At 40.5% G+C, this 18,898-nt stretch carries 17 protein-coding genes and 1 pseudogene; 4 read left to right on the top strand and 14 right to left on the bottom strand.

The window, feature by feature from the left end:
* Window positions 1–48 precede the first annotated feature (48 nt).
* On the bottom strand, window positions 49–702 hold the full coding sequence (locus NH454_RS04060; protein ID WP_135926049.1) for a TetR/AcrR family transcriptional regulator: 654 nt from the start codon (window positions 700–702) through the stop codon (window positions 49–51).
* 226 nt (window positions 703–928) lie between these two features.
* Here NH454_RS04060 and coaD point away from each other — a divergent pair, with 226 nt between their 5' ends.
* On the top strand, window positions 929–1,411 hold the full coding sequence (coaD, locus tag NH454_RS04055; protein WP_135926050.1) for a pantetheine-phosphate adenylyltransferase: 483 nt from the start codon (window positions 929–931) through the stop codon (window positions 1,409–1,411).
* Between the two features lie 35 nt (window positions 1,412–1,446).
* A complete protein-coding gene (locus NH454_RS04050; protein ID WP_253038275.1) occupies window positions 1,447–2,769 on the top strand; it encodes a capsule assembly Wzi family protein in 1,323 nt (440 codons plus the stop codon).
* A gap of 10 nt (window positions 2,770–2,779) precedes the next feature.
* On the opposite strand, the gene NH454_RS04045 is transcribed toward NH454_RS04050, so the two are convergent.
* The 8 genes and pseudogenes from NH454_RS04045 to argC form a co-directional block, all read right to left on the bottom strand.
* Window positions 2,780–3,247: a hypothetical protein gene (locus NH454_RS04045; RefSeq protein WP_135926052.1), complete on the bottom strand. Its 468-nt coding sequence runs from the start codon at window positions 3,245–3,247 to the stop codon at window positions 2,780–2,782.
* A 704-nt stretch (window positions 3,248–3,951) separates the two neighbouring features.
* Entirely contained in the window at window positions 3,952–4,482 is a 531-nt protein-coding gene (locus tag NH454_RS04040; protein WP_253038273.1) for a hypothetical protein, read from the bottom strand.
* Window positions 4,483–4,503: 21 nt separating this feature from the next.
* Window positions 4,504–4,710: a hypothetical protein gene (locus NH454_RS04035; protein ID WP_253038272.1), complete on the bottom strand. Its 207-nt coding sequence runs from the start codon at window positions 4,708–4,710 to the stop codon at window positions 4,504–4,506.
* A gap of 241 nt (window positions 4,711–4,951) precedes the next feature.
* Window positions 4,952–6,816: pseudogene (argH, locus tag NH454_RS04030) on the bottom strand (argininosuccinate lyase).
* 52 nt (window positions 6,817–6,868) lie between these two features.
* Window positions 6,869–8,071: an argininosuccinate synthase gene (locus tag NH454_RS04025; RefSeq protein WP_135926057.1), complete on the bottom strand. Its 1,203-nt coding sequence runs from the start codon at window positions 8,069–8,071 to the stop codon at window positions 6,869–6,871.
* A gap of 9 nt (window positions 8,072–8,080) precedes the next feature.
* Window positions 8,081–9,001: an ornithine carbamoyltransferase gene (locus NH454_RS04020; protein WP_135926058.1), complete on the bottom strand. Its 921-nt coding sequence runs from the start codon at window positions 8,999–9,001 to the stop codon at window positions 8,081–8,083.
* Window positions 9,002–9,008: 7 nt separating this feature from the next.
* On the bottom strand, window positions 9,009–9,770 hold the full coding sequence (gene argB, locus NH454_RS04015; protein WP_135926314.1) for an acetylglutamate kinase: 762 nt from the start codon (window positions 9,768–9,770) through the stop codon (window positions 9,009–9,011).
* Entirely contained in the window at window positions 9,770–10,780 is a 1,011-nt protein-coding gene (gene argC / locus NH454_RS04010) for an N-acetyl-gamma-glutamyl-phosphate reductase (protein WP_135926059.1), read from the bottom strand. The genes argB and argC overlap by 1 nt, the downstream gene beginning before the upstream one ends.
* A gap of 220 nt (window positions 10,781–11,000) precedes the next feature.
* Between argC and argE the strand changes: the two genes are divergently transcribed.
* Window positions 11,001–12,152, top strand: coding sequence for an acetylornithine deacetylase (gene argE, locus NH454_RS04005; protein ID WP_253038271.1), 1,152 nt, complete (start codon window positions 11,001–11,003; stop codon window positions 12,150–12,152).
* Between the two features lie 22 nt (window positions 12,153–12,174).
* Here the strand turns inward: argE and panP are convergent, their stop codons facing one another.
* Window positions 12,175–13,803, bottom strand: coding sequence for a pyridoxal-dependent aspartate 1-decarboxylase PanP (gene panP / locus NH454_RS04000; protein WP_135926061.1), 1,629 nt, complete (start codon window positions 13,801–13,803; stop codon window positions 12,175–12,177).
* Window positions 13,804–14,051: 248 nt separating this feature from the next.
* On the opposite strand from panP, the gene NH454_RS03995 reads away from it, so the two are divergent.
* Window positions 14,052–15,902, top strand: coding sequence for a GGDEF domain-containing protein (locus tag NH454_RS03995; protein ID WP_235383310.1), 1,851 nt, complete (start codon window positions 14,052–14,054; stop codon window positions 15,900–15,902).
* Here the strand turns inward: NH454_RS03995 and NH454_RS03990 are convergent.
* From NH454_RS03990 to NH454_RS03975, 4 genes are read right to left on the bottom strand one after another with little or no spacing between them, the layout of a single operon-like run.
* Window positions 15,899–16,564, bottom strand: a complete 666-nt coding sequence (locus tag NH454_RS03990; RefSeq protein WP_253038270.1) for a methyltransferase domain-containing protein — start codon at window positions 16,562–16,564, stop codon at window positions 15,899–15,901. The two genes, NH454_RS03995 and NH454_RS03990, sit on opposite strands and share 4 nt — an antisense overlap.
* Window positions 16,564–17,331 (bottom strand): ABC transporter permease, encoded by a 768-nt coding sequence (locus NH454_RS03985; RefSeq protein ID WP_199526324.1) that lies wholly within the window; start codon window positions 17,329–17,331, stop codon window positions 16,564–16,566. Before NH454_RS03985 ends, NH454_RS03990 begins: the two co-directional genes overlap by 1 nt.
* Window positions 17,331–18,260, bottom strand: coding sequence for an ABC transporter ATP-binding protein (locus NH454_RS03980; RefSeq protein ID WP_054551082.1), 930 nt, complete (start codon window positions 18,258–18,260; stop codon window positions 17,331–17,333). Before NH454_RS03980 ends, NH454_RS03985 begins: the two co-directional genes overlap by 1 nt.
* Window positions 18,257–18,880: a flavin prenyltransferase UbiX gene (locus NH454_RS03975; protein ID WP_135926065.1), complete on the bottom strand. Its 624-nt coding sequence runs from the start codon at window positions 18,878–18,880 to the stop codon at window positions 18,257–18,259. The genes NH454_RS03980 and NH454_RS03975 overlap by 4 nt, the downstream gene beginning before the upstream one ends.
* Window positions 18,881–18,898 lie beyond the last annotated feature (18 nt).

Genomic DNA, 18,898 nt, shown 5'->3' with positions numbered 1-18,898 from the left:
ATTATAACAAAAATTATAGCGTCTAGGAAATAAACTGCTTGGCTGGGGTTATTGTTCAGGATCTGAGGCTTCGCTGAGCGCTAAATATTTTGCCCTTAGCTGATTTACCTGTGGTAAATGCTGCTCTGTGCAATGCGCTTTTAACAGCAATAGCACTTTTAAAATACCATTGTAGATATCTTCCCTTGCTAACTCACCACTTAAGCGACGCGCCTTTATATACGGGGTCCAAAAGCTAACCGTCATTTTTAACATGTGTGCAAGCTCTGTAACATCATCATCTTCAATACAGATGATACCGCCAGCACGAAGTGCTAATAAAACTTCTTTCACTTGCTCTAGCAACGCCGCTTGAAAATCAATGTAATCTTTTTTTAATACTTCATCGCGAGATAAAATATCGCCCAAGTTGTCATAAAAAAATTGATAACGCCACATCAGTTCAAACAGCGAATCAAGGTAACCTGCTAGGTTTTCAAGTGCATCATCATCAGGAGACAAGGGTTTAAAATGCGTATGTAAATGTTCACTATACAAAGCAAAGATATGACGGATAATGTCTTCTTTATTTTTAAAATGGTAATACAAGTTACCAGGGCTAATGCCCATATGTGCAGCAATATGGTTGGTTGTAATAGCACGCTCACCGTGGCGATTAAATAACTCGATGCTGGTGTGTATGATTTTATCCTTTGTACTCATATGCTGTTTACTCTGTTGTTGTGGTTATTGCATTCTATTGCCCTGCTAAGCCAAGCAGTATAAACAAATGCGTGACAATTAAATACTACCTTGAAAAATAATAACCTCAATCGGTGCAGTACCTTAGATGGGTTTTACAATCTAATAAGATACGCGTATTTTCTAAGCTGCAGACAGGCTAAAACACTGTTAATATAGCAGGCAAATTTCTAAATCGCTGATAGTTATGAACGTTACTGCAATATACCCGGGTACATTTGACCCACTTACAAATGGCCATACTGACTTAATTCACCGAGCAGCGAAAATGTTCGACCATGTCATCGTTGCTATTGCGCACAACCCAAGTAAACAACCGTGTTTTACACTTGATGAGCGCGTTGAACTTGCTAATAACATCTTGGCACACCTAGATAATGTGAGTGTAATTGGTTTTTCTGGACTATTAGCAGATTTAGCTCGCGACCATAAAGCTGAAGTGCTCATTCGCGGTATTCGAGCTGTTTCTGACTTTGATTACGAGTTTCAATTAGCCAATATGAACCGTCGACTTAACCCTGATTTAGAAAGTGTATTTTTAACACCCGCCGAAAAAAATTCGTTTATCTCATCAACCTTAGTAAAAGAAGTAGCAAGACACAATGGTGATGTTAGCGAGTTTGTTGATCCTATTGTTGCTAAAGCTTTACAGGAAAAAATTCGCGGATGAAGCTAAAAAAAATACTTACCCTAGGGGCCTTTTTTATGGTCTCGACACCGACTATAGCAGGCCCTTGGGTTGAAAGTGACGATCCATTATTACGCGCCTCAATCGAGATGTTATTTAACCAAGGTGTGATTAAACAGCCTATAAATAGCTACCCTTTGATGTGGCAAGGTATTGCTCGCGATCTTAGCCTTGTAGATAGCAATCAACTTGATGAACAGTCTCAATTTGCTTATCAACATGTGAAACACGCGTTAAATATTGCCAAGCAAAAAACAGATTCAGGGGTTCGACTAAACTACAATGGCAGCACTGATACTCAACAAGGGTTTGGTAAACGCCATCAACAGCAAAGCGGTGTTAATAGCTACGGTTCAATAACGGGTAAACGTGTAAGTGCAAAAGTGAGTGTTAATTACGCAGATGATGCACTCGACGAACAGCATGTAAACTACCAAGATAGCTATTTAGCGGTGCTGGTTGGTAATTGGTCACTCAGTGCCGAACAAGTCAGTCATTGGTGGGGACCAAGTAACGATAACGCGTTACTACTTTCAAATAATGCAGCTCCCATGAAAGGTTTACGCTTTACAAGAGCGAATACTCAATATGTAGGCCCTAGTTGGTTATCATTTATTGGTAATTGGCAACTGACTGGTATTTATGCCAAACAAAAGCCATATTTGAATACAAGCGACAAAGGTGATTATTGGGCGTTGAGGTTTGCTAGTACCCCTTTAAATGGTTTAGAAGTGGCTGTTAATACAGCTGGGTCTGACTATTTAACAACTCCAGAATTAGCTCCTATTAATCTTGAGAATAACGAGCAAACGCATCGTTTAACAGGGATTGATGTTAAATACTCAACCACTTTAATGTCAGTTCCTATTGCCGTATATGGTGAATTAATGGGCCGCAACGAAAGCGGTTTGGCACCAAGTGAGCCGTTTTACACCGTTGGCTTTGAAAGCTACTTTGGTACAACTGATAGCTTGCTAAAAACGTATCTCGAATACTCGAATACTCAGCAACAATGTAATATTGCCAGTGACTGTGTGTATGGCTCAGGCAGCTATACTCAGCGCTCGCGTTTAATTGGCAGCTCAACACCAGAGCAAAGTAAATCAGCAGTGCTTGGGGCTTATTATCACACCCTCAACGGCTATGGCGGACATGCTAAACTACGCTGGATTGATAGTGAAAATATCATTAAGAGTAGCCAATTGCAGTTAGAAGTAGGCTATCAACAAGCATTACTCAGCGGTCTTTGGAAAGTAACTGGATTAATTTCAAGAGATGAATTAAACGATAACAACGAAACCAACACGGCCCTCAGAACCAGTTGGGAATACCGCTTTTAACTTATTGAGGTCAAGCTAGCCTAGCTTGACCTGTTAAACCCTTATAGAGCCGCACCAGCCCCAAAAAGTCTTTATTAGAGAAAAGTGCAATGAGCATCATGATGTCCATGACATTGACTGTAACCGTATAAAAGCTCCAGAACCACCAATCACCCGTATAGGCATAATTGATGTCATAATACATACCTAAAAAAAGCGATGTGTTGATCAAAAGCCCAGTAAAAATATAGAGCTTTGCTGGCACCAAAGTTACCTTTCTGCCACGAGCAATTAAGCTAATAATTAAAAGTATTAGTAGATCCGAAACAGCCCAGATCATATAAGCAAAGCTCGAGTCTAGAATATTATAGCCTAGCGCTATATTTAGTAATGGATCACTCATCATATAAGAGATAAACAGTGCCAGCGACATCCACATTAGTGTTTTGTCACCATTTGGCGTAGACGACTTCTTCACCATGTTATATAAAAAAGACATCAGAAACCCCCACATAATAAATGCGGCGAGATAGACCCCAAAGTTTTCTTGGATTAATTTAAGCATTCGATATTAACTTTAAATAATCTACGTCTAACAAGCTTGAACAATGCCACGAACTTAAAAAAATCCTTATTAGTTAGTAATGCTACTAACATTGTTATGTCCATCAAGTTAACAGTGACCGTGTATAAATCCCATAAAAACCACCTTTCATCATTACCATTCACATCAACATCTATGTATAAAAAAAAGAACAAAGTGCTATTTATAAGCAGCCCAACAATGACATACAACTTAGCGGGATAATCTTCAATAGAACTACCTCGAGTCACGAACATAATGATGAATAAACATGCTAAATCTAGAAAACACCAGAGAATAAAACCTGAAGCACTTTCTAGAAACTTTATCTCGAAAGCCATAGATACTAAAGGATCTGTCATTAGATAAGACAGAAAAATTGCCAAAGAAATCCACATCAATGTTTTATCTGTATGAACAAGTGATGATCTCTTAACCAAATTGAATAAGAAAGCCATCAAAAAAACTCCACATGATAAATGTGGCTAGATAAGTACCGAATGATTGCTGAATGCTTACCAATAAACTATTGAAATTCATAGAAAGAGAAATGCCACTACAAGAAATTTTTGTATCAGGGAAGAAGCTAAGCTAAATGCTATATACGGATAAAATTTTTATTATCTATAGTTAAGTTTATGTTTTTTACGATTGCCAAACAAATTACGTTTTATTTTACTTATAAACAGAAAATCTTTGTTAGTGATTAAAGCTACAATCATTAAAAAATCAACAACGTTAACTCCAATAGAGTAAAAAGTCCAAAACCACCAGACTTCTCTATTCCACAGAACTATTAAATCAATATGAATAAGAGCATAAAGAACGCTATTAACTACTAACCCTGCATAAATATATTTTGCTGCTATTGATGTTTTAGATAAGAAATAATGAGATATGAGAATGAAGGCGAGTGTAATAACATCGTATATAAACCATTCGATGTATAAGTTAGTATTAGAGCTTTCAAGATTAATAAAGTGGTTGCTGCTGAAATAAGAAACAGCCATGAAAAAAGATGTTATTAATAAAGACTTGTCTTTATTAAGCTCACTTACATAAAAAAACAAATTAAGTAAAAATGCGAGTAGCATCCCTAAAACTATAATCGTATCGAAATGTAAACCAAGCGAGCTTAAATCAAAATACATCTAACTTTTTATTTCCAATAATTATGTCTCTTTTTTATCTGGAAAAACTAGACCACCGCCACCGCGTTGGATCTCAGCCCCACCAGATAAAGAAAGCGCTTCATTTGATAAAGTTACTGTATCAGATTGCAGGGTTTTATTACTAGTAGTTTGTTCCAAAGCTGGCTTAGTTTGTTGCATTTGGCTGTATGCCTGCATTTGCAATTGGCTATTATTTGAAATTTGCATAAGATAATTCCTTTAAGTTAACTGTTGTGCACCTTGACTTTACATGCTGAATGTAAGCTTTCTTAACGTTCTCATTTTTTTGACGCTTTTTTGTGCATTAATGTGATGTTGCCACCACACTAATCTAAAAGCAATTAGCGATCCAACTTTTCGTTAACATATGATCTTTTTGATCTTCAGCTTATTATTAGACATAAAAAAACGCACAGGGGTAACCGTGCGTTTTTTCTATCCAGGGAATTTAAGCCACGCTTTTACACGGGATCACCGCTTTAGTACTTGGCTTTAAAATGAATTCCATTGCAACTTCATCGCAATTATCTTTTCGTAAGCAAAGCTCACAGTCTTTTATAACTTTCTCGGGCAAGCTGTCTTTACTACAGTGGCTAAACCCTTGCTTTGCAAAAAATTCTGGCACACGCGTAAGTACAATGATCCTGCTAAGCGCCAATTTTTTGGCTTTTACAAGTAAGTGCTCAACAAGTAGCTTACCTTGTCCCGACACCTTTGCTTGTGGATCAACGCCTAACGAGCGGATCTCGGCAAGACCGGTATCATAGATATATAGTGATGCGCAGCCAGTAATTTTGTTATTACATTGTGCAACAGCAAACTCGTTGATTGAATGAACCATATCACTTTTAGCTCGCGGAAGGTTTTCACCTACCGCAGCCCAATATTGGATAAGCTTTGCTATCGATTCAACATCACCTAAGTTAGCATCACGAACCGTTATTTGCTGTTTTTTTTTGCCTGCTTAATTGCACTCGACACTTGCTCTAATGAAGTGCCACCAAGAGCTCGGCGGGCTTTAATACAAGCATCTATCTCTAGTACAGGATAAACATCTGACTCAAAAATACTATGCACAGACTTAAATTCTTCTAAACTTAAATCTTCTAAGTTATTCCCTTGGGCAATAGCCATTTGCACTAAGGTTCCTACAATGTGGTGACCCTCTCTAAATGGAATTCCCTTAGCAACTAAATAGTCCGCAAGCTCGGTCGCATTTGAGTGTCCACCTTTAGCTGCTGCAAGCGTTTTATCAGCTTTTACTTTGATACCTTTAATACATGCTTGCGCCATATGAATACAAGCAAGCCAAGTTGGCATTGCATCAAACAAGCCTTCTTTATCTTCTTGCATGTCTTTGTTGTAGGCTAGTGGCAACGCTTTTAATGTCATCATCATGGCGCTAAATGCACCAAAAACACGGCCTGTTTTACCACGGATCAATTCTAATGCATCAGGGTTCTTTTTCTGTGGCATTAATGATGAGCCAGAGGTTACGCCATCTGAAAGCTCTATAAAGCCTGCTTCACCTGAATTATAAAAAATCAGATCTTCAGCCATACGCGATAAGTGGATCATCGAAATTGATGCACAGCTTAATAGCTCAACCACAAAGTCACGGTCAGATACAGCGTCAAGACTATTGCGTGTTGCCCCGGTAAAACCTAGCCCCTCGGCAAGAACCTGCCTGTCAATTGGGTACGCAGTACCTGCTAATGCACCACTACCTAATGGGCAATAATTCATACGGTTTTTGGCATCATTTAACCGGCTTTCATCACGCTCAAGCATTTCAACATAAGCCATACACCAATGGCTAAATAACACAGGTTGAGCACGCTGCAAGTGTGTGTAGCCCGGTAAAATCGTACCGAGTTCACGCTCAGCTAAGGCAACAAACTCCGCTTTTAAGTCACTAATTGCTGTTAAGATGTGCTCTGCGGTGTCACGACACCATAAGCGGAAGTCTGTAGCAACTTGGTCGTTACGACTACGACCGGTGTGCAGTTTCTTTGCTAAATCACCTACTTTGTCAATCAGTGCTGACTCAACATATGAATGAATATCTTCATGACCTGCAACTGCTACAGCTTGTGGATTAGCTTTAACTTCTTCTAACAAAGTATTCAGTGCTGCAACAAGATCGTCATACTCTTGCTGATTTAAAACATCAACTTGCTTTAAAGCACCGGCCCATGCAACTGAGCCAATAATATCTTGCTCTGCAAGCTGATAATCGAAAGGAAGTGAGTCGTTAAATTGTTTAAACGCTTCATCTGGACCCGAAGAAAAACGTCCGCCCCATAATGCCATTGAACTGTCTCCAAATTGGGCTATCGCCCCGCAAAGCGGGGCGATAATAAAATTACTTTTTCGTTAGTGCTGAGATTCTGCTAGAAAGCGAGAATAAACGAATGAAGCCTTCTGCATGTGATTGATCATAAACATCATCTTCACCAAAGGTTGCAAAATCTTCGCTGTAAAGGCTGTTTGGAGATTTCTTCTGTACCGCAGTTACTTGGCCTTTATAAAGCTTCAGTACTACTTCACCTGTTGCCAATTTAGCCAGAGACTCCGCACCCGCTAAAATTGAGTCTTTTAACGGTGTAAACCAACGACCGTCATACACTAAGTGTGAAAACTCACCGCCTAGTACTTCTTTCCATTTACGGCTTGATTTATCTAGCACTAGTTCGTCGACAGCTTGTAATGCAGCCATGATCACAGTGCCTCCTGGCGTTTCATAACAACCACGCGACTTCATGCCTACTAAACGGTTTTCTACGATATCAACACGACCAACACCATGTGGCGCAGCAATGTTATTTAATTTAACTAAGCAGTCATACGGTTTTAGTGATTCACCATTCACAGCAACCACTTCACCTTCAACAACATTTAATGTCACATATTCAGCTTCATTAGGAGCTTGTTCAGGAGAGTTAGTCCAAGTCCATACTTGATCACTTGGTTGGCACCATGGATCTTCAAGCTCACCACCTTCGTGTGAAATATGCCATGCGTTTGCATCACGGCTATAAATTTTTGTCGCAGAAGCAGAACACGGAATATTACGCTCTGCAAGGTAATCAAGTAATGATTCACGGCTTGATAAGTCCCACTCACGCCAAGGTGCAATCACCTTTAGGTCTGGTGCAAGGGCTGCGAAACATGATTCAAAACGCACTTGGTCGTTACCTTTACCCGTACAACCATGCGAAAGCGCATCGGCACCTACTTTACGAGCAATTTCAACTTGTGCTTTAGCAATAATCGGACGAGCCATAGACGTACCTAGTAAGTACGTACCTTCGTAAATAGCGCCAGTTTTTAATGTTGGGTAAATATAATCACTTACCATTTCATCTTTTAAATCAACTATATGACACTCAGACGCACCTGAAGCAATCGCTTTTGCTTCAACGCCTTCGAGCTCTTCTGCGCCTTGACCTACATCAGCAACAAAGGCAATTACTTCACAGCCATAGTTTTCTTTTAACCAAGGCACGATTGCCGATGTATCTAGACCACCAGAATAGGCTAATACGACTTTTTTAATTGAACTCATTGGTGTTCCTTAAACAAAATTTGGATTTAGTAATGTCACAAGAAGAGCGTTCTGCGCATGCATACGGTTCTCTGCTTGTTGAATAATTTTTGATGCCGGGCCATCCATTACCTCAGAGGTAATTTCAAACTCTCGATGAGCCGGCTGACAGTGCAGCACAGTTTGTGCGCCAGTCTTCTCAAGCAATGCCTGATTTAGCTGATACGGCATATACTTAGCTTTAACTTGCTCAAGCGGTGTTTTATCACCCATCGAAACCCACGTATCAGCATAGACTGCATTTGCACCAACTGCCGCTTCAATTCGGTCACTGACCATTACAGAGGCGCCATTCATCGCTGCAATTTGCTCAGCTTGCTTAAGAATTTGCGAATCAGGTGAGCTACCTTTAGGGCAAACTGCCACAAAATCAGTACCTAAAGTGGCTGCTAATAGCATCAGTGAGTGAGTTACATTATTCCCCTCACCTAAGTAAGCTAGCTTAAGTTTACTAACATCGCCATGTACTTCTTGAAGAGTCAAGAAATCAGCCAAAGCTTGGCATGGGTGATATAAGTCGCACAAGCTATTAACAACAGGTACGCTTGAAAACTCACCCAAAGTGGTAAGTGTTTTGTGTTCGAATACACGAGCAACAATACCATCTGCCCACGTTGAGATATTAAGTGCAAAGTCTTTAACTGATTCACGTGCGCCCATGGCACCATTTTGTGAATCAAGATAGACCGCATGACCACCTAGCTTATTAATACCAATATCAAATGATAAACGGGTACGTAAACTAGGTTTTTCAAATAAAGTAACCACTGATTTACCTGCAAGCGCTTGGCTAAAATCTGCAGGATTTGCTTTAATTTTTTGCGCTAGGTTAAGAAGTTTAAGTGCGCCTTTTTGGTCTAACTCTAGACCCGATAAAAAATGATTTAACATGAAATACCTATGGTGTAATTTTCGTTCCTACGTGCTCGCCTTGTAATAAAGCGACTAAGTTTTCTGGCTTTAGCCAGCTTGAGATATACACACCACGTCGTAAATGTTGGGCAGCAAGAAGGCTGGTCTTTACTTTGACCTCCATCCCGCCCTGAATAACTCCTTCAAGGATAAGTGTATCGATTTGCTGCGTATTTAATTGATGTAATGGCTGCTTATTTGCATCAAGTACAGCTTCTACATCAGTCATAAAAATAAGCTCTGCATTGAGCTCTTTCGCTATGGCTGCGGCTGCTTCATCGGCATTTACGTTATACCACTGACCGTCCTCTCCAAAGCCTATTGAACTAACAAGAGGTAAGCGACCTTGTTCTAATAAGCTCGGTAACACGCTATGACAGCTTCCACTACATTGACCAACTTGGCCTAATACTTTGAGTTTTTCTGAAACTACAACGCCCGCTTCATAAAGGCTCAAACCAACAGGCTTATGGCCCGCACCGATAGCTTGACTCATAAGCTGTTTGTTAGCACAACCTGCAAGTGCCCCGACAATATAAGGCATTTGTTCATTAGGACTGATGCGTAATCCTTGGTGCTTTGCAGTTACAAAACCCGCCTCTTTTAACCATGCATCTACAAGCGCTCCACCGCCATGCACAATCACAAAATTAGCGTGTTCTTGCGATGCTAGAACATCGAACAATGCTTTTGCTGCATCGGCAGTGTTTAATACTGCACCACCAATTTTAATAACCCATGTTTTCATCATAGTGCTCCGCTAAGGCCTGTATGATGAGGTTCACCCATCGCTAAATTAATACATTGCAACGCTTGGCCTGCAGCACCTTTTAATAGGTTATCAATCGCAGACATTACAATTAATTGCTGACCTTTTTGTTGCCATGCAATATCTACATAAGGTTGTTTTGCAACACCTTTTATACTTGGGATCTTATTACCTAATAAGCGGATCAATGGCTCATCGGCTAAAACTTGATATGCCTCTTTAACCTGTTCAGGAGTGACATCTGGCTTTAGCTGCACATAAATGGTTTCTAGGATGCCGCGTGGAAAATTACCTAAATGCGGGGTGAATAACACTGGATGTCCAAGATGCTGCTCAATCTCCGGCGTGTGTCTGTGATTAAATAAACCATAAGGGGCAAGTGATACTTCGCAAAAATGCGTATTAACACTGGCTTTTCTACCAGCGCCTGTCACACCTGACACAGCATTAACAATAACAGGCTGCTCAGCCAGTAAGTTTGCTTGTTTAAGGGGCTTTAATGCGTTAAGCGCTGCTGTCGGATAACAACCCGCTACAGCAACAAGGTTTGCTTTACTGATCGCATCACTATTCCATTCAGCTAAACCATATGCAGCTTGTGCTAAAAGCTCAGGGTGTTCATGTGCGAAACCGTAATAAGTTTGGTAATCCTCATTCCCAGCTAAACGGAAACCACCTGAAAGGTCGAATACTTTTTTACCCATAGCTAAAAATTGTGGCGCAAGGTCGACACTTACTTTGTGATCAGTACACAAGCACACATAATCAGCATTATTTTCAATATCTTTGTAAGCAGCTGTTGTTAGTGCTTGTAAAGGATACTCTAACAGCCCTAAATGCTCAGGATATAAATCACTTAATAATTTACCTTTATCTAAACTGCCCTCTGAGACATAACATGCTTGTAGGGTTAATTTAGGGTGCTTAGCAACTAAACTTGCTAGCTCTGCGCCGCTATAACCACTTGCGCCAATAATCACTACATTCATTGCTTACTTTTACCTATTAAATCTATTTATCGATACGCCTAAAACTTCTCGCTGAAAAGCGAATAAAAACACTGTCTAAAGTAATGAAATCAGGTTATCGTCGTTTTGTGTTCATAGTACAGTTACACTAATATTTATGCTTAAAAAGTGAATTGATATTCATCATAAATACTTTTATATTGTTATGCAATTAGATTGAATAATTATTTTTGGATTTTTTATGTCTTTACCGTCTTTTTTATCTATGTACCAGCAATTGATTGCAGCGCCTTCAATCAGTGCAATTGAAGATTCACTATGTATGAGCAATAAAGAGGTGATCTCCTTGCTTGCCTCTTGGTGTGAAAGCCTCGGTTTTACTTGCGAAATAACAGAACTGGAGCAAGGTAAAGGCCGTTATAATTTATTGGCAAAACGCGGTGAAGGTGACAGTGGATTAATGTTGGCAGGTCATACCGATACAGTGCCATTTGATGATAGCCGCTGGAATTATGATCCCTTCAAACTCAGCGAGCATAACAATAAATTATATGGCTTAGGCAGTATTGATATGAAAGGCTTTTTTGCCTTTGTTTTACAAGCGATTAGTGAGCTTGATGCAACAAAGCAAACAGAGCCTTTATTAATCTTAGCAACCGCCGATGAAGAAACCACAATGGCGGGTGCGCAACAAATATGCCGCCACCCTAACTTGAAACCAGCGCGCTGTATTATTGGTGAACCAACCGATATGACTCCTGTTTTCACTCATAAAGGACATATGAGTACAGCCATTCGGGTAATTGGTCGCTCAGGTCATAGCTCTGATCCTGAACGTGGTTTAAACGCCATCGAAGTGATGCATAAAATGATTACAAAATTGTTAATCATTAAAGAAGAATTAAAGAATAAATATTCAGTTGATCACTTTGAAATTCCGTACCCTACTTTGAACCTTGGTCATATTCATGGTGGCGATAACGCCAACCGTATTTGTGGCTGCTGTGAAATGCACATCGATATGCGACCACTGCCCGGTTTGAGCGTGCAAGAACTGCAGGCGATTTTGCTAAGTGCTGCTGAAGAAATAAATACCCAATACCCAAATGCAGTGAGTGTTATCGACATGCATGAACCTATCCCTGCATTTAGTGGCAGCACAGATACTGCGCTTGTAAAACTAGCTGAAAAAATCTCAGGACAACCTGCTGTTGCTGTAAACTACTGCACTGAAGCTCCCTTTATTCAACAACTAGGTTGCGAAACGATTGTGATGGGGCCAGGTTCAATTAATCAAGCCCACCAGCCTGATGAGTTTTTAGCGATGGAAAAAATAAAACCGTCACAAGAGATAATTAGCAAGATGATTAAAGCAAGCTGCTTTAGTGAATAACGGGAGCATCACGCTCCCTTTTTTAATCCATGTACTTACTTAAGTACTTTTTAAATACCGGATCGGTTTTCGCCAGCTCTTTTTGCTCCGCCAAAATATCTTTAAGGATGGCTTTAGAAGTGAGCGGATTTGCTAATACAACTCGAAATACCACAGTTGGTTGATGGTCATATTTTGCAGGTGTCAAACGAGTACGCGATACAAAAGAACGACCGGCTTCACGCTGACGCTTTTGCATACTTGCAGTAAAGCGATTTAATGACGCATAGATGTCGAGCTTGGTCTCTTCGTCGGCGTCTTTTATTTTGGCCTGAATTTCTTTAGGCACATAGCGGTACGTTAATAAACAAAGCTCAGGCTCAGAAATAAGCTCAAAGTCTTCATCCTCTTTAATCATCTGCGCAAAGGTACGCGCCTTTACTATGCCGCGGTCAATCAACATTTCATAGCCTTTACGGCCAATAACACGTAAGCAAGCATGCACTAACATCGCCATACCTGGGCGACTTCCCTCAAGTGTATGACTGCCTAAATCTTTCGAGCCTTTACGAAGAATATACTCGGCATGATGTTCAATCGCATCTGTAGCAGCAGGGTCTTTAAATAACACTAAGCCTGCCCCCATAGGCACATACATTTGCTTATGCGCATCGATAGTGATCGAATCAGCACGCTCTATACCGCTTAGTAGGTGGCGATAATTCGTTGACAGTAAAGTGGCTCCCCCCCATGCAGCATCGACATGAAAATGACAGCCTAGTTCAGCACTTAAATCAGCCATTTCATTTAGTGGGTCTATACTGCCGGTTTCTGTAGTGCCAGCAACCCCTACTAATGCCATCACTTTAATACCTGACGCTTCGAGTTCATAAGCCTTCTTACGCATGGCATTAACGTCAACTTTATTATTCTTATCAGTTTCGATGGCAATAATGTTATCGCGACCAATACCTAATAAGTCGACCGTTTTCCCCAAAGAGTAATGACCCCGCTCAGAAACAAGCACAGCCAACCCTTTATAGCCGTAGTGCAACATACCGGCGATTAAACCTTGTGCTGCAATTCCCTTGTAATCACCATCGGCTTTTAATAGCCGATTGCGGGCAATCCATAATGCGGTGATATTGGCTACTGTGCCACCTGAACAAAACGCCCCAAGAGAGGTTTTAGCGCTATGCATCCACTTGCTGTAAAAAGCATCGTCTTCACTATAGGCTAGATGGTGCATCATGCCTAACACTTGTCTTTCAAGGGGTGTAAACGCTTTTGATGTTTCAATTTTAACTAGGTTCTGGTTCAAGCCCACCATCAGTTTTGATAATGGCAAAACGAAGTGCGGCAATGCCGAGGTCATATGACCAATGAAGCTTGGTGCTGCAGTATGAACAGAATGCGCAACTAACTGCTCCATAATGTCTTGTGCATAGTCAGAGACGAAAGTTGGCTCTTCAGGGATAGTGGCCGACTGAAAATCTTTTTCAATCTCGTGCAAGGGCTTCTCAATCGCCGCTATGTTCTCATTTAAGAACCCAGCAAGATTGCTTGAAATTTCTGATTCGATTTTACTCAAGGTTGAGTCAGGTGCCTCTGGCACCGTAAATATACGAATCAAGCTTTCTTTTGAGGCGACGGCACAACGCTTTTGATCCATCCTAATACCCATTCTAAGCAGCTAAAAATGAATTAGATGTTGAAACATCACCGTTTTCACTTTTGCGGCACTGTTGCTACGAAATTGGCTAACTTTACTGGAATATCACGAAAATGTCTCGTCTAAAGCAAAAAAGCCACGTCTTCGATGACAAAAAAGTGATCTAAAAATGACATTTGCGGTAATTTTATACTATCGATTAAGTCTTTTTTCAGTATAATCAAGTAATAACAGCTAAGGGAGCACTTATGCCCAAAGGAATGCAAAAAACCAGCTGGCTACTTTATGGCTTTGCCGCTTTTTTTGTTAGCTTATTTGGTTACATTTACTATACCTATGAAACCACTCGCAATGAAATAATCACGCATGTTGATAACAAATTATTTAATGCTGCTGTGAGTGTAAAACATATCTTAGGTGATGATTACCATGATCGAGTTAATGCTGGTTTAGCTATCTCTCCTGCTGTATACAAAGAAAAAAGTCGCGCACTCTCTGAGTATGCAAAACAAATGCAACTTGCCTATGTCTATGCCATGGTTAAGCGTGATGATACCGTCTACTTCAGTGCTTCAAGCTATACTCAAAAAGATCAAAATACAGGCAAAGTTACCGAGTTTTTTGACATCTACTCTGAAGCAACAGAATTAAATAAAGAAGCCTTTAATTCAACAGAACCTGTTTATGAAATTTCACAAGATCAATGGGGCTACTTTAAAAGCATTTTCGTAACCTTTGTCGATAACAACGGCCAGACCTACATCACCGGTGCAGACATAACACTTAGCGATTTTAATCAGCAATTGCAATACAGTGTTACTCGCGCAGCAATTACAGCCTGTTTCTTTTTCTTTATAGCAGTATTAATTGCAGGCCTCTATTTTTTACAACTCAAACGTTCACTATCAACAGATGCTCGCACAGGCTTTGCCAACCATGTAGCGCTAGAGTATTACTTAAAAAAGACAACAAAATATCGCATGGAGCTCGCGGTTATCGTCATTAATGAATTAGACGATATCAGTAGTTTTTACGGTACCGAAGTCAGCGATAAAGTTATGGCAAGTTTACTTGGCTACTTCCAAGCACGTTTGCCGAATGACTGCTTTGCCTATCGCCTTGCCACGAATAAGATAGCTTTGTTGCAAACGCGCAGCTCTGACAAAGAATTAGAAGAAATAATTAACACCTTCAACAATGCTATCCCGGTGTTAAAAGAACCGTTCATTTACGTTAGCTTGTATGCAGGCATTGCATCTGGCAACAAGCTTATGCTTATCGAAAATGCCCACATAGCCTTACAGCAAGCAAAGTTTAATAATCAGCGAGTTGTTCGCTATGAAAATGTTTTTAAACAAGTCGAAGAGCGCTTTAGAAATAATGTAACGCTTGCCAAAGAGGTGAAAGAAGCATTTGATAACAATCGCATTGTGCCTTACTTTCAAGCTATTTATGATACCAACACTGAGCAGATTGAGCACTACCAATGCCTAGCGAGATTAGCCAGTGCCCAAGGCCGTATTCATAGTCCTGACTACTTTATGACGGTGCTCAAACGCTCACGTATGGATGGGCTGTTAAGGCGTACCATGTTTACCCGTTGTGTTGAGCATTTTAGAAAAACCAACCTAAGCTGGAGCATTAACATCACCGCGCAAGATATTCTTGATCCAAGCTTAAGTGAGTTTTTCGAACAGCAACTAAGACGCTACCCACAGCCTCATAACATTATTTTTCAATTTCATGAAAGTGATGCTATTGCTTATTTTAGTGAGGTAAAAACCTTTATTAGCCTTTTAAAAAATAAAGGAGCGCAGGTGTTTATTAATGAGTTTGGCTCAGGCTTTTCAAACTTACCGCATATTCTAAAATTAGAGATCGATGGTTTAAAACTCGATAAAAACCTTGTGAGTCAAATTCACAGTAATAATGATAACTTTTTGTTTATTGAGAATTTAGTAAAGTACGCTAATCAGCTAAACCTGCAAGTTATCGCTGAGCAAGTCGATAACGAACAAATTGCTGACGCGCTGTCTCGTGCGGGGATTAATTTAATGCAGGGGAGCCACTTTTCATCGCCAGCTCCCTACATTCATTAAAGGTTGATCACTAAACGGTGGCTTTGCTGACCGCTAGCCCAGTATTTACGTTCAAATGGCGTGATTGCTATATCGCTCTCATATAATTGAACATCACAAGGATGTCCTGCAATCTCGAGCGAGCGGGCAAATTCCTTCACGTAAATATCCCAATTGCTTCTGAGCTCTAAACGACCGCCTAATTTAATGATAAACGGAAAAATAGCAGCGCCATGCCAGCGCCTTTGCAAGTGCTTTGCTTTCGGCCATGGATTTGGGTATAGCAAATAATGATGCGTCGGTTGCCAATTAGCAGCTACCGCTAAACGCCAAAAGTCGTTTAAGTCTGCTTGCACTAAAATATACTGGCCCGCATCGGTTTGCTTGTACTCTATCTCATGCTTCTCTAAGCGATGAGATGACTTATCTATACCAATCACCAACGCATCAGGGTGACGCTTAGCTAAGTTAGCCGTACTTTCACCTACACCACAACACGAATCAAGGATTATAGGCCCGTTAAACGCTTGAACCTTTTCATTTACCTCATCAAAAGCCGCTTGCGTGTGCTGTGCAATCGGCTTTTTAAAATCCGCACTTAAGTGCTTTAAAACTATTTCGTCTAACTTTTCATGTAAGCCAGGCTGATTCGATACAATACTTCTCGAATTTGCATCAGTCATTAGTGTCTAAGCCCCACACCACGTTTAATAAGCGTTAACGCTAAAGTAAATAAACCCACAATAAATAAACCAAGTACCCCAAAAGCTACCGATAAATCGACATCAGACACGCCTAAGAAACCATATCTAAATGCATTGACCATATAGATGATTGGATTCACTTGCGATACACCTTGCCAAAACTCAGGTAACAAGCTGATTGAGTAAAACACTCCGCCTAGATAAGTCAGTGGAGTAAGAATGAAGGTCGGGATAATACTAATATCATCAAAGCTATTAGCATAAATTGCATTGATAAGTCCGCCTAACGCAAACACAGCCGACGTTAAAATAACCGTCGCCATGATCACAAAAATATTATGAATTTGGATATCAACAAACAGCAATGATACACAGGTAACGATTAAGCCAACTAGCATACCGCGGGTCATACCACCGCCCATGTAGCCAAGTACGATAATGTAATTTGGCACTGGTGCAACTAATAGCTCTTCAATACTCTTTTGGAACTTGGTCGAATAAAAGCTTGAAGCTACATTCGAGTAAGAGTTAGTGATCACCGACATCATAATCAGACCCGGTACAATAAACTCCATGTAAGTAAAGCCACCCATATCACCGATACGCGAACCAATCAGGTTACCAAAAATAACAAAATAAAGGCTCATCGTGATTGCTGGCGGAACTAAGGTTTGCACCCAAATACGTAAAAAGCGAATACACTCTTTGATCCAAATACTTTTTAGCGCTACTCCATATTTAAACATTATTCGCCTCGCCCTTGTTCTAATAATCCTACAAAAAGCTCTTCTAAACGATTTGCTTTATTTCGCATACTCAGCACGGTATTACCTTGTTCGGTCAACGCGCTGAATACTTGGTTTAAGCCCTGAGACTTCGCCACTTCAACTTCTAAAGTGTGGTCATCAGTTAGTGTATATTTGTAACCTTCAATGCTAATTGGTTGCACTGGCTGCTTTAAATCAAGTACAAAGGTCTCTTTATCGAGCTTGGCAAGTAGCGCTTTGATAGTGGTGTTTTCCACAATCACGCCACTGTCGATAATCGCGATGTTTTTACATAACAGCTCAGCTTCTTCTAGGTAGTGAGTAGTCAAGATGATGGTCACACCTTGCTTATTAATCTCGCGAAGAAAGTCCCACATCGAGCGGCGTAGCTCAATATCAACACCGGCTGTTGGCTCATCTAAAATAAGTAATTTAGGTTCATGCATCAGAGCACGAGCAATCATTAAACGGCGCTTCATACCACCTGACAGCGTACGCGCTTGCTTATCTTTTTTCTCAAATAAACCCAGTTGCTTTAGATACTTTTCAGCACGCTCATGCGCCAGCTTTCTTGGTACACCATAATAGCCCGCTTGGTTAACCAAAATTTGGTTCAGTGTTTCAAATTGGCTAAAATTAAACTCTTGCGGCACTAAACCTAGTTCAGACTTAGCGGCTTCTAAATCTGTATCAATGTCATGCCCAAACACCTGGACACGGCCAGCGCTTTTGTTCACTAACGATGAGATAACACCAATGGTAGTTGATTTACCGGCACCGTTCGGACCAAGTAAAGCAAAGAAATCGCCCTGTTGAACTTGTAAGTCGATGCCCTTTACGGCTTCAACACCATTTTTATAAACCTTTTTTAGGCCTTCAATATTTAATGCGATCGTTTTTTCGCTCACTGTTTGCCCTCTCCATAACCCCAACGCTTGGTCAGAGTATGTTCAATGTTTAAATGATCTAAAATTCGCGCCACCATAAAATCAACCAAGTCTGAAATCTGCTCTGGCTGATGATAAAAACCCGGTGCCGCAGGCATAATTGTTACGCCTAGCCTTGCTAGTTTCAGCATGTTTTCAAGATGAATTTCGCTAAATGGCGTTTCACGCGGGACTAAAATCAGCTGCCCCCGTTCTTTTATAACCACGTCGGCGGCGCGTTCAAGTAAGTTATCTGACGCACCTACCGCAATTGCAGACACTGAACCTGCACTACACGGACAAACCACCATTTTTTTCGGTGCAGCAGAGCCCGACGCAACAGGACTAAACCAGTTGTCTTTACCAAACACCTTTAGTTGTTCAGGCGCAGCATTAAAAAGCGTGCTTAACTGTTCTGTCGCTTTATCTTCGTTACCCGATAGCTTGATATTTGATTCGGTATCAAAAACCACTCGAGCAGCACTTGAGATCAACACATAAACTTGAAACTGCTGCTGAAGTAACACTTCTAATAACCGTAAACCGTATGGCGCACCAGAGGCACCGCTAAAAGCTAAGGTTATTTTATCTTTAAATTGCATATTTTGACGCTCCATATA

It is taken from the genome of Pseudoalteromonas sp. Ps84H-4, assembly GCF_024124645.1.
GTDB lineage: Bacteria > Pseudomonadota > Gammaproteobacteria > Enterobacterales > Alteromonadaceae > Pseudoalteromonas > Pseudoalteromonas lipolytica_C.
This window is presented reverse-complemented; position numbering and strand designations above follow the sequence as displayed.

Bases quoted from the DNA above. Each gene is read 5' to 3' on its own strand.
- NH454_RS04060 (WP_135926049.1), bottom strand. From the start codon at position 702: ATGAGTACAAAGGATAAAATCATACACACCAGCATCGAGTTATTTAAT.
- coaD (WP_135926050.1), top strand. From the start codon at position 929: ATGAACGTTACTGCAATATACCCGGGTACATTTGACCCACTTACAAAT.
- NH454_RS04050 (WP_253038275.1), top strand. From the start codon at position 1,447: ATGGTCTCGACACCGACTATAGCAGGCCCTTGGGTTGAAAGTGACGAT.
- NH454_RS04045 (WP_135926052.1), bottom strand. From the start codon at position 3,247: ATGTCTTTTTTATATAACATGGTGAAGAAGTCGTCTACGCCAAATGGT.
- NH454_RS04040 (WP_253038273.1), bottom strand. From the start codon at position 4,482: ATGTATTTTGATTTAAGCTCGCTTGGTTTACATTTCGATACGATTATA.
- NH454_RS04035 (WP_253038272.1), bottom strand. From the start codon at position 4,710: ATGCAAATTTCAAATAATAGCCAATTGCAAATGCAGGCATACAGCCAA.
- NH454_RS04025 (WP_135926057.1), bottom strand. From the start codon at position 8,071: ATGAGTTCAATTAAAAAAGTCGTATTAGCCTATTCTGGTGGTCTAGAT.
- NH454_RS04020 (WP_135926058.1), bottom strand. From the start codon at position 9,001: ATGTTAAATCATTTTTTATCGGGTCTAGAGTTAGACCAAAAAGGCGCA.
- argB (WP_135926314.1), bottom strand. From the start codon at position 9,770: ATGAAAACATGGGTTATTAAAATTGGTGGTGCAGTATTAAACACTGCC.
- argC (WP_135926059.1), bottom strand. From the start codon at position 10,780: ATGAATGTAGTGATTATTGGCGCAAGTGGTTATAGCGGCGCAGAGCTA.
- argE (WP_253038271.1), top strand. From the start codon at position 11,001: ATGTCTTTACCGTCTTTTTTATCTATGTACCAGCAATTGATTGCAGCG.
- panP (WP_135926061.1), bottom strand. From the start codon at position 13,803: ATGGATCAAAAGCGTTGTGCCGTCGCCTCAAAAGAAAGCTTGATTCGT.
- NH454_RS03995 (WP_235383310.1), top strand. From the start codon at position 14,052: ATGCCCAAAGGAATGCAAAAAACCAGCTGGCTACTTTATGGCTTTGCC.
- NH454_RS03990 (WP_253038270.1), bottom strand. From the start codon at position 16,564: ATGACTGATGCAAATTCGAGAAGTATTGTATCGAATCAGCCTGGCTTA.
- NH454_RS03985 (WP_199526324.1), bottom strand. From the start codon at position 17,331: ATGTTTAAATATGGAGTAGCGCTAAAAAGTATTTGGATCAAAGAGTGT.
- NH454_RS03975 (WP_135926065.1), bottom strand. From the start codon at position 18,880: ATGCAATTTAAAGATAAAATAACCTTAGCTTTTAGCGGTGCCTCTGGT.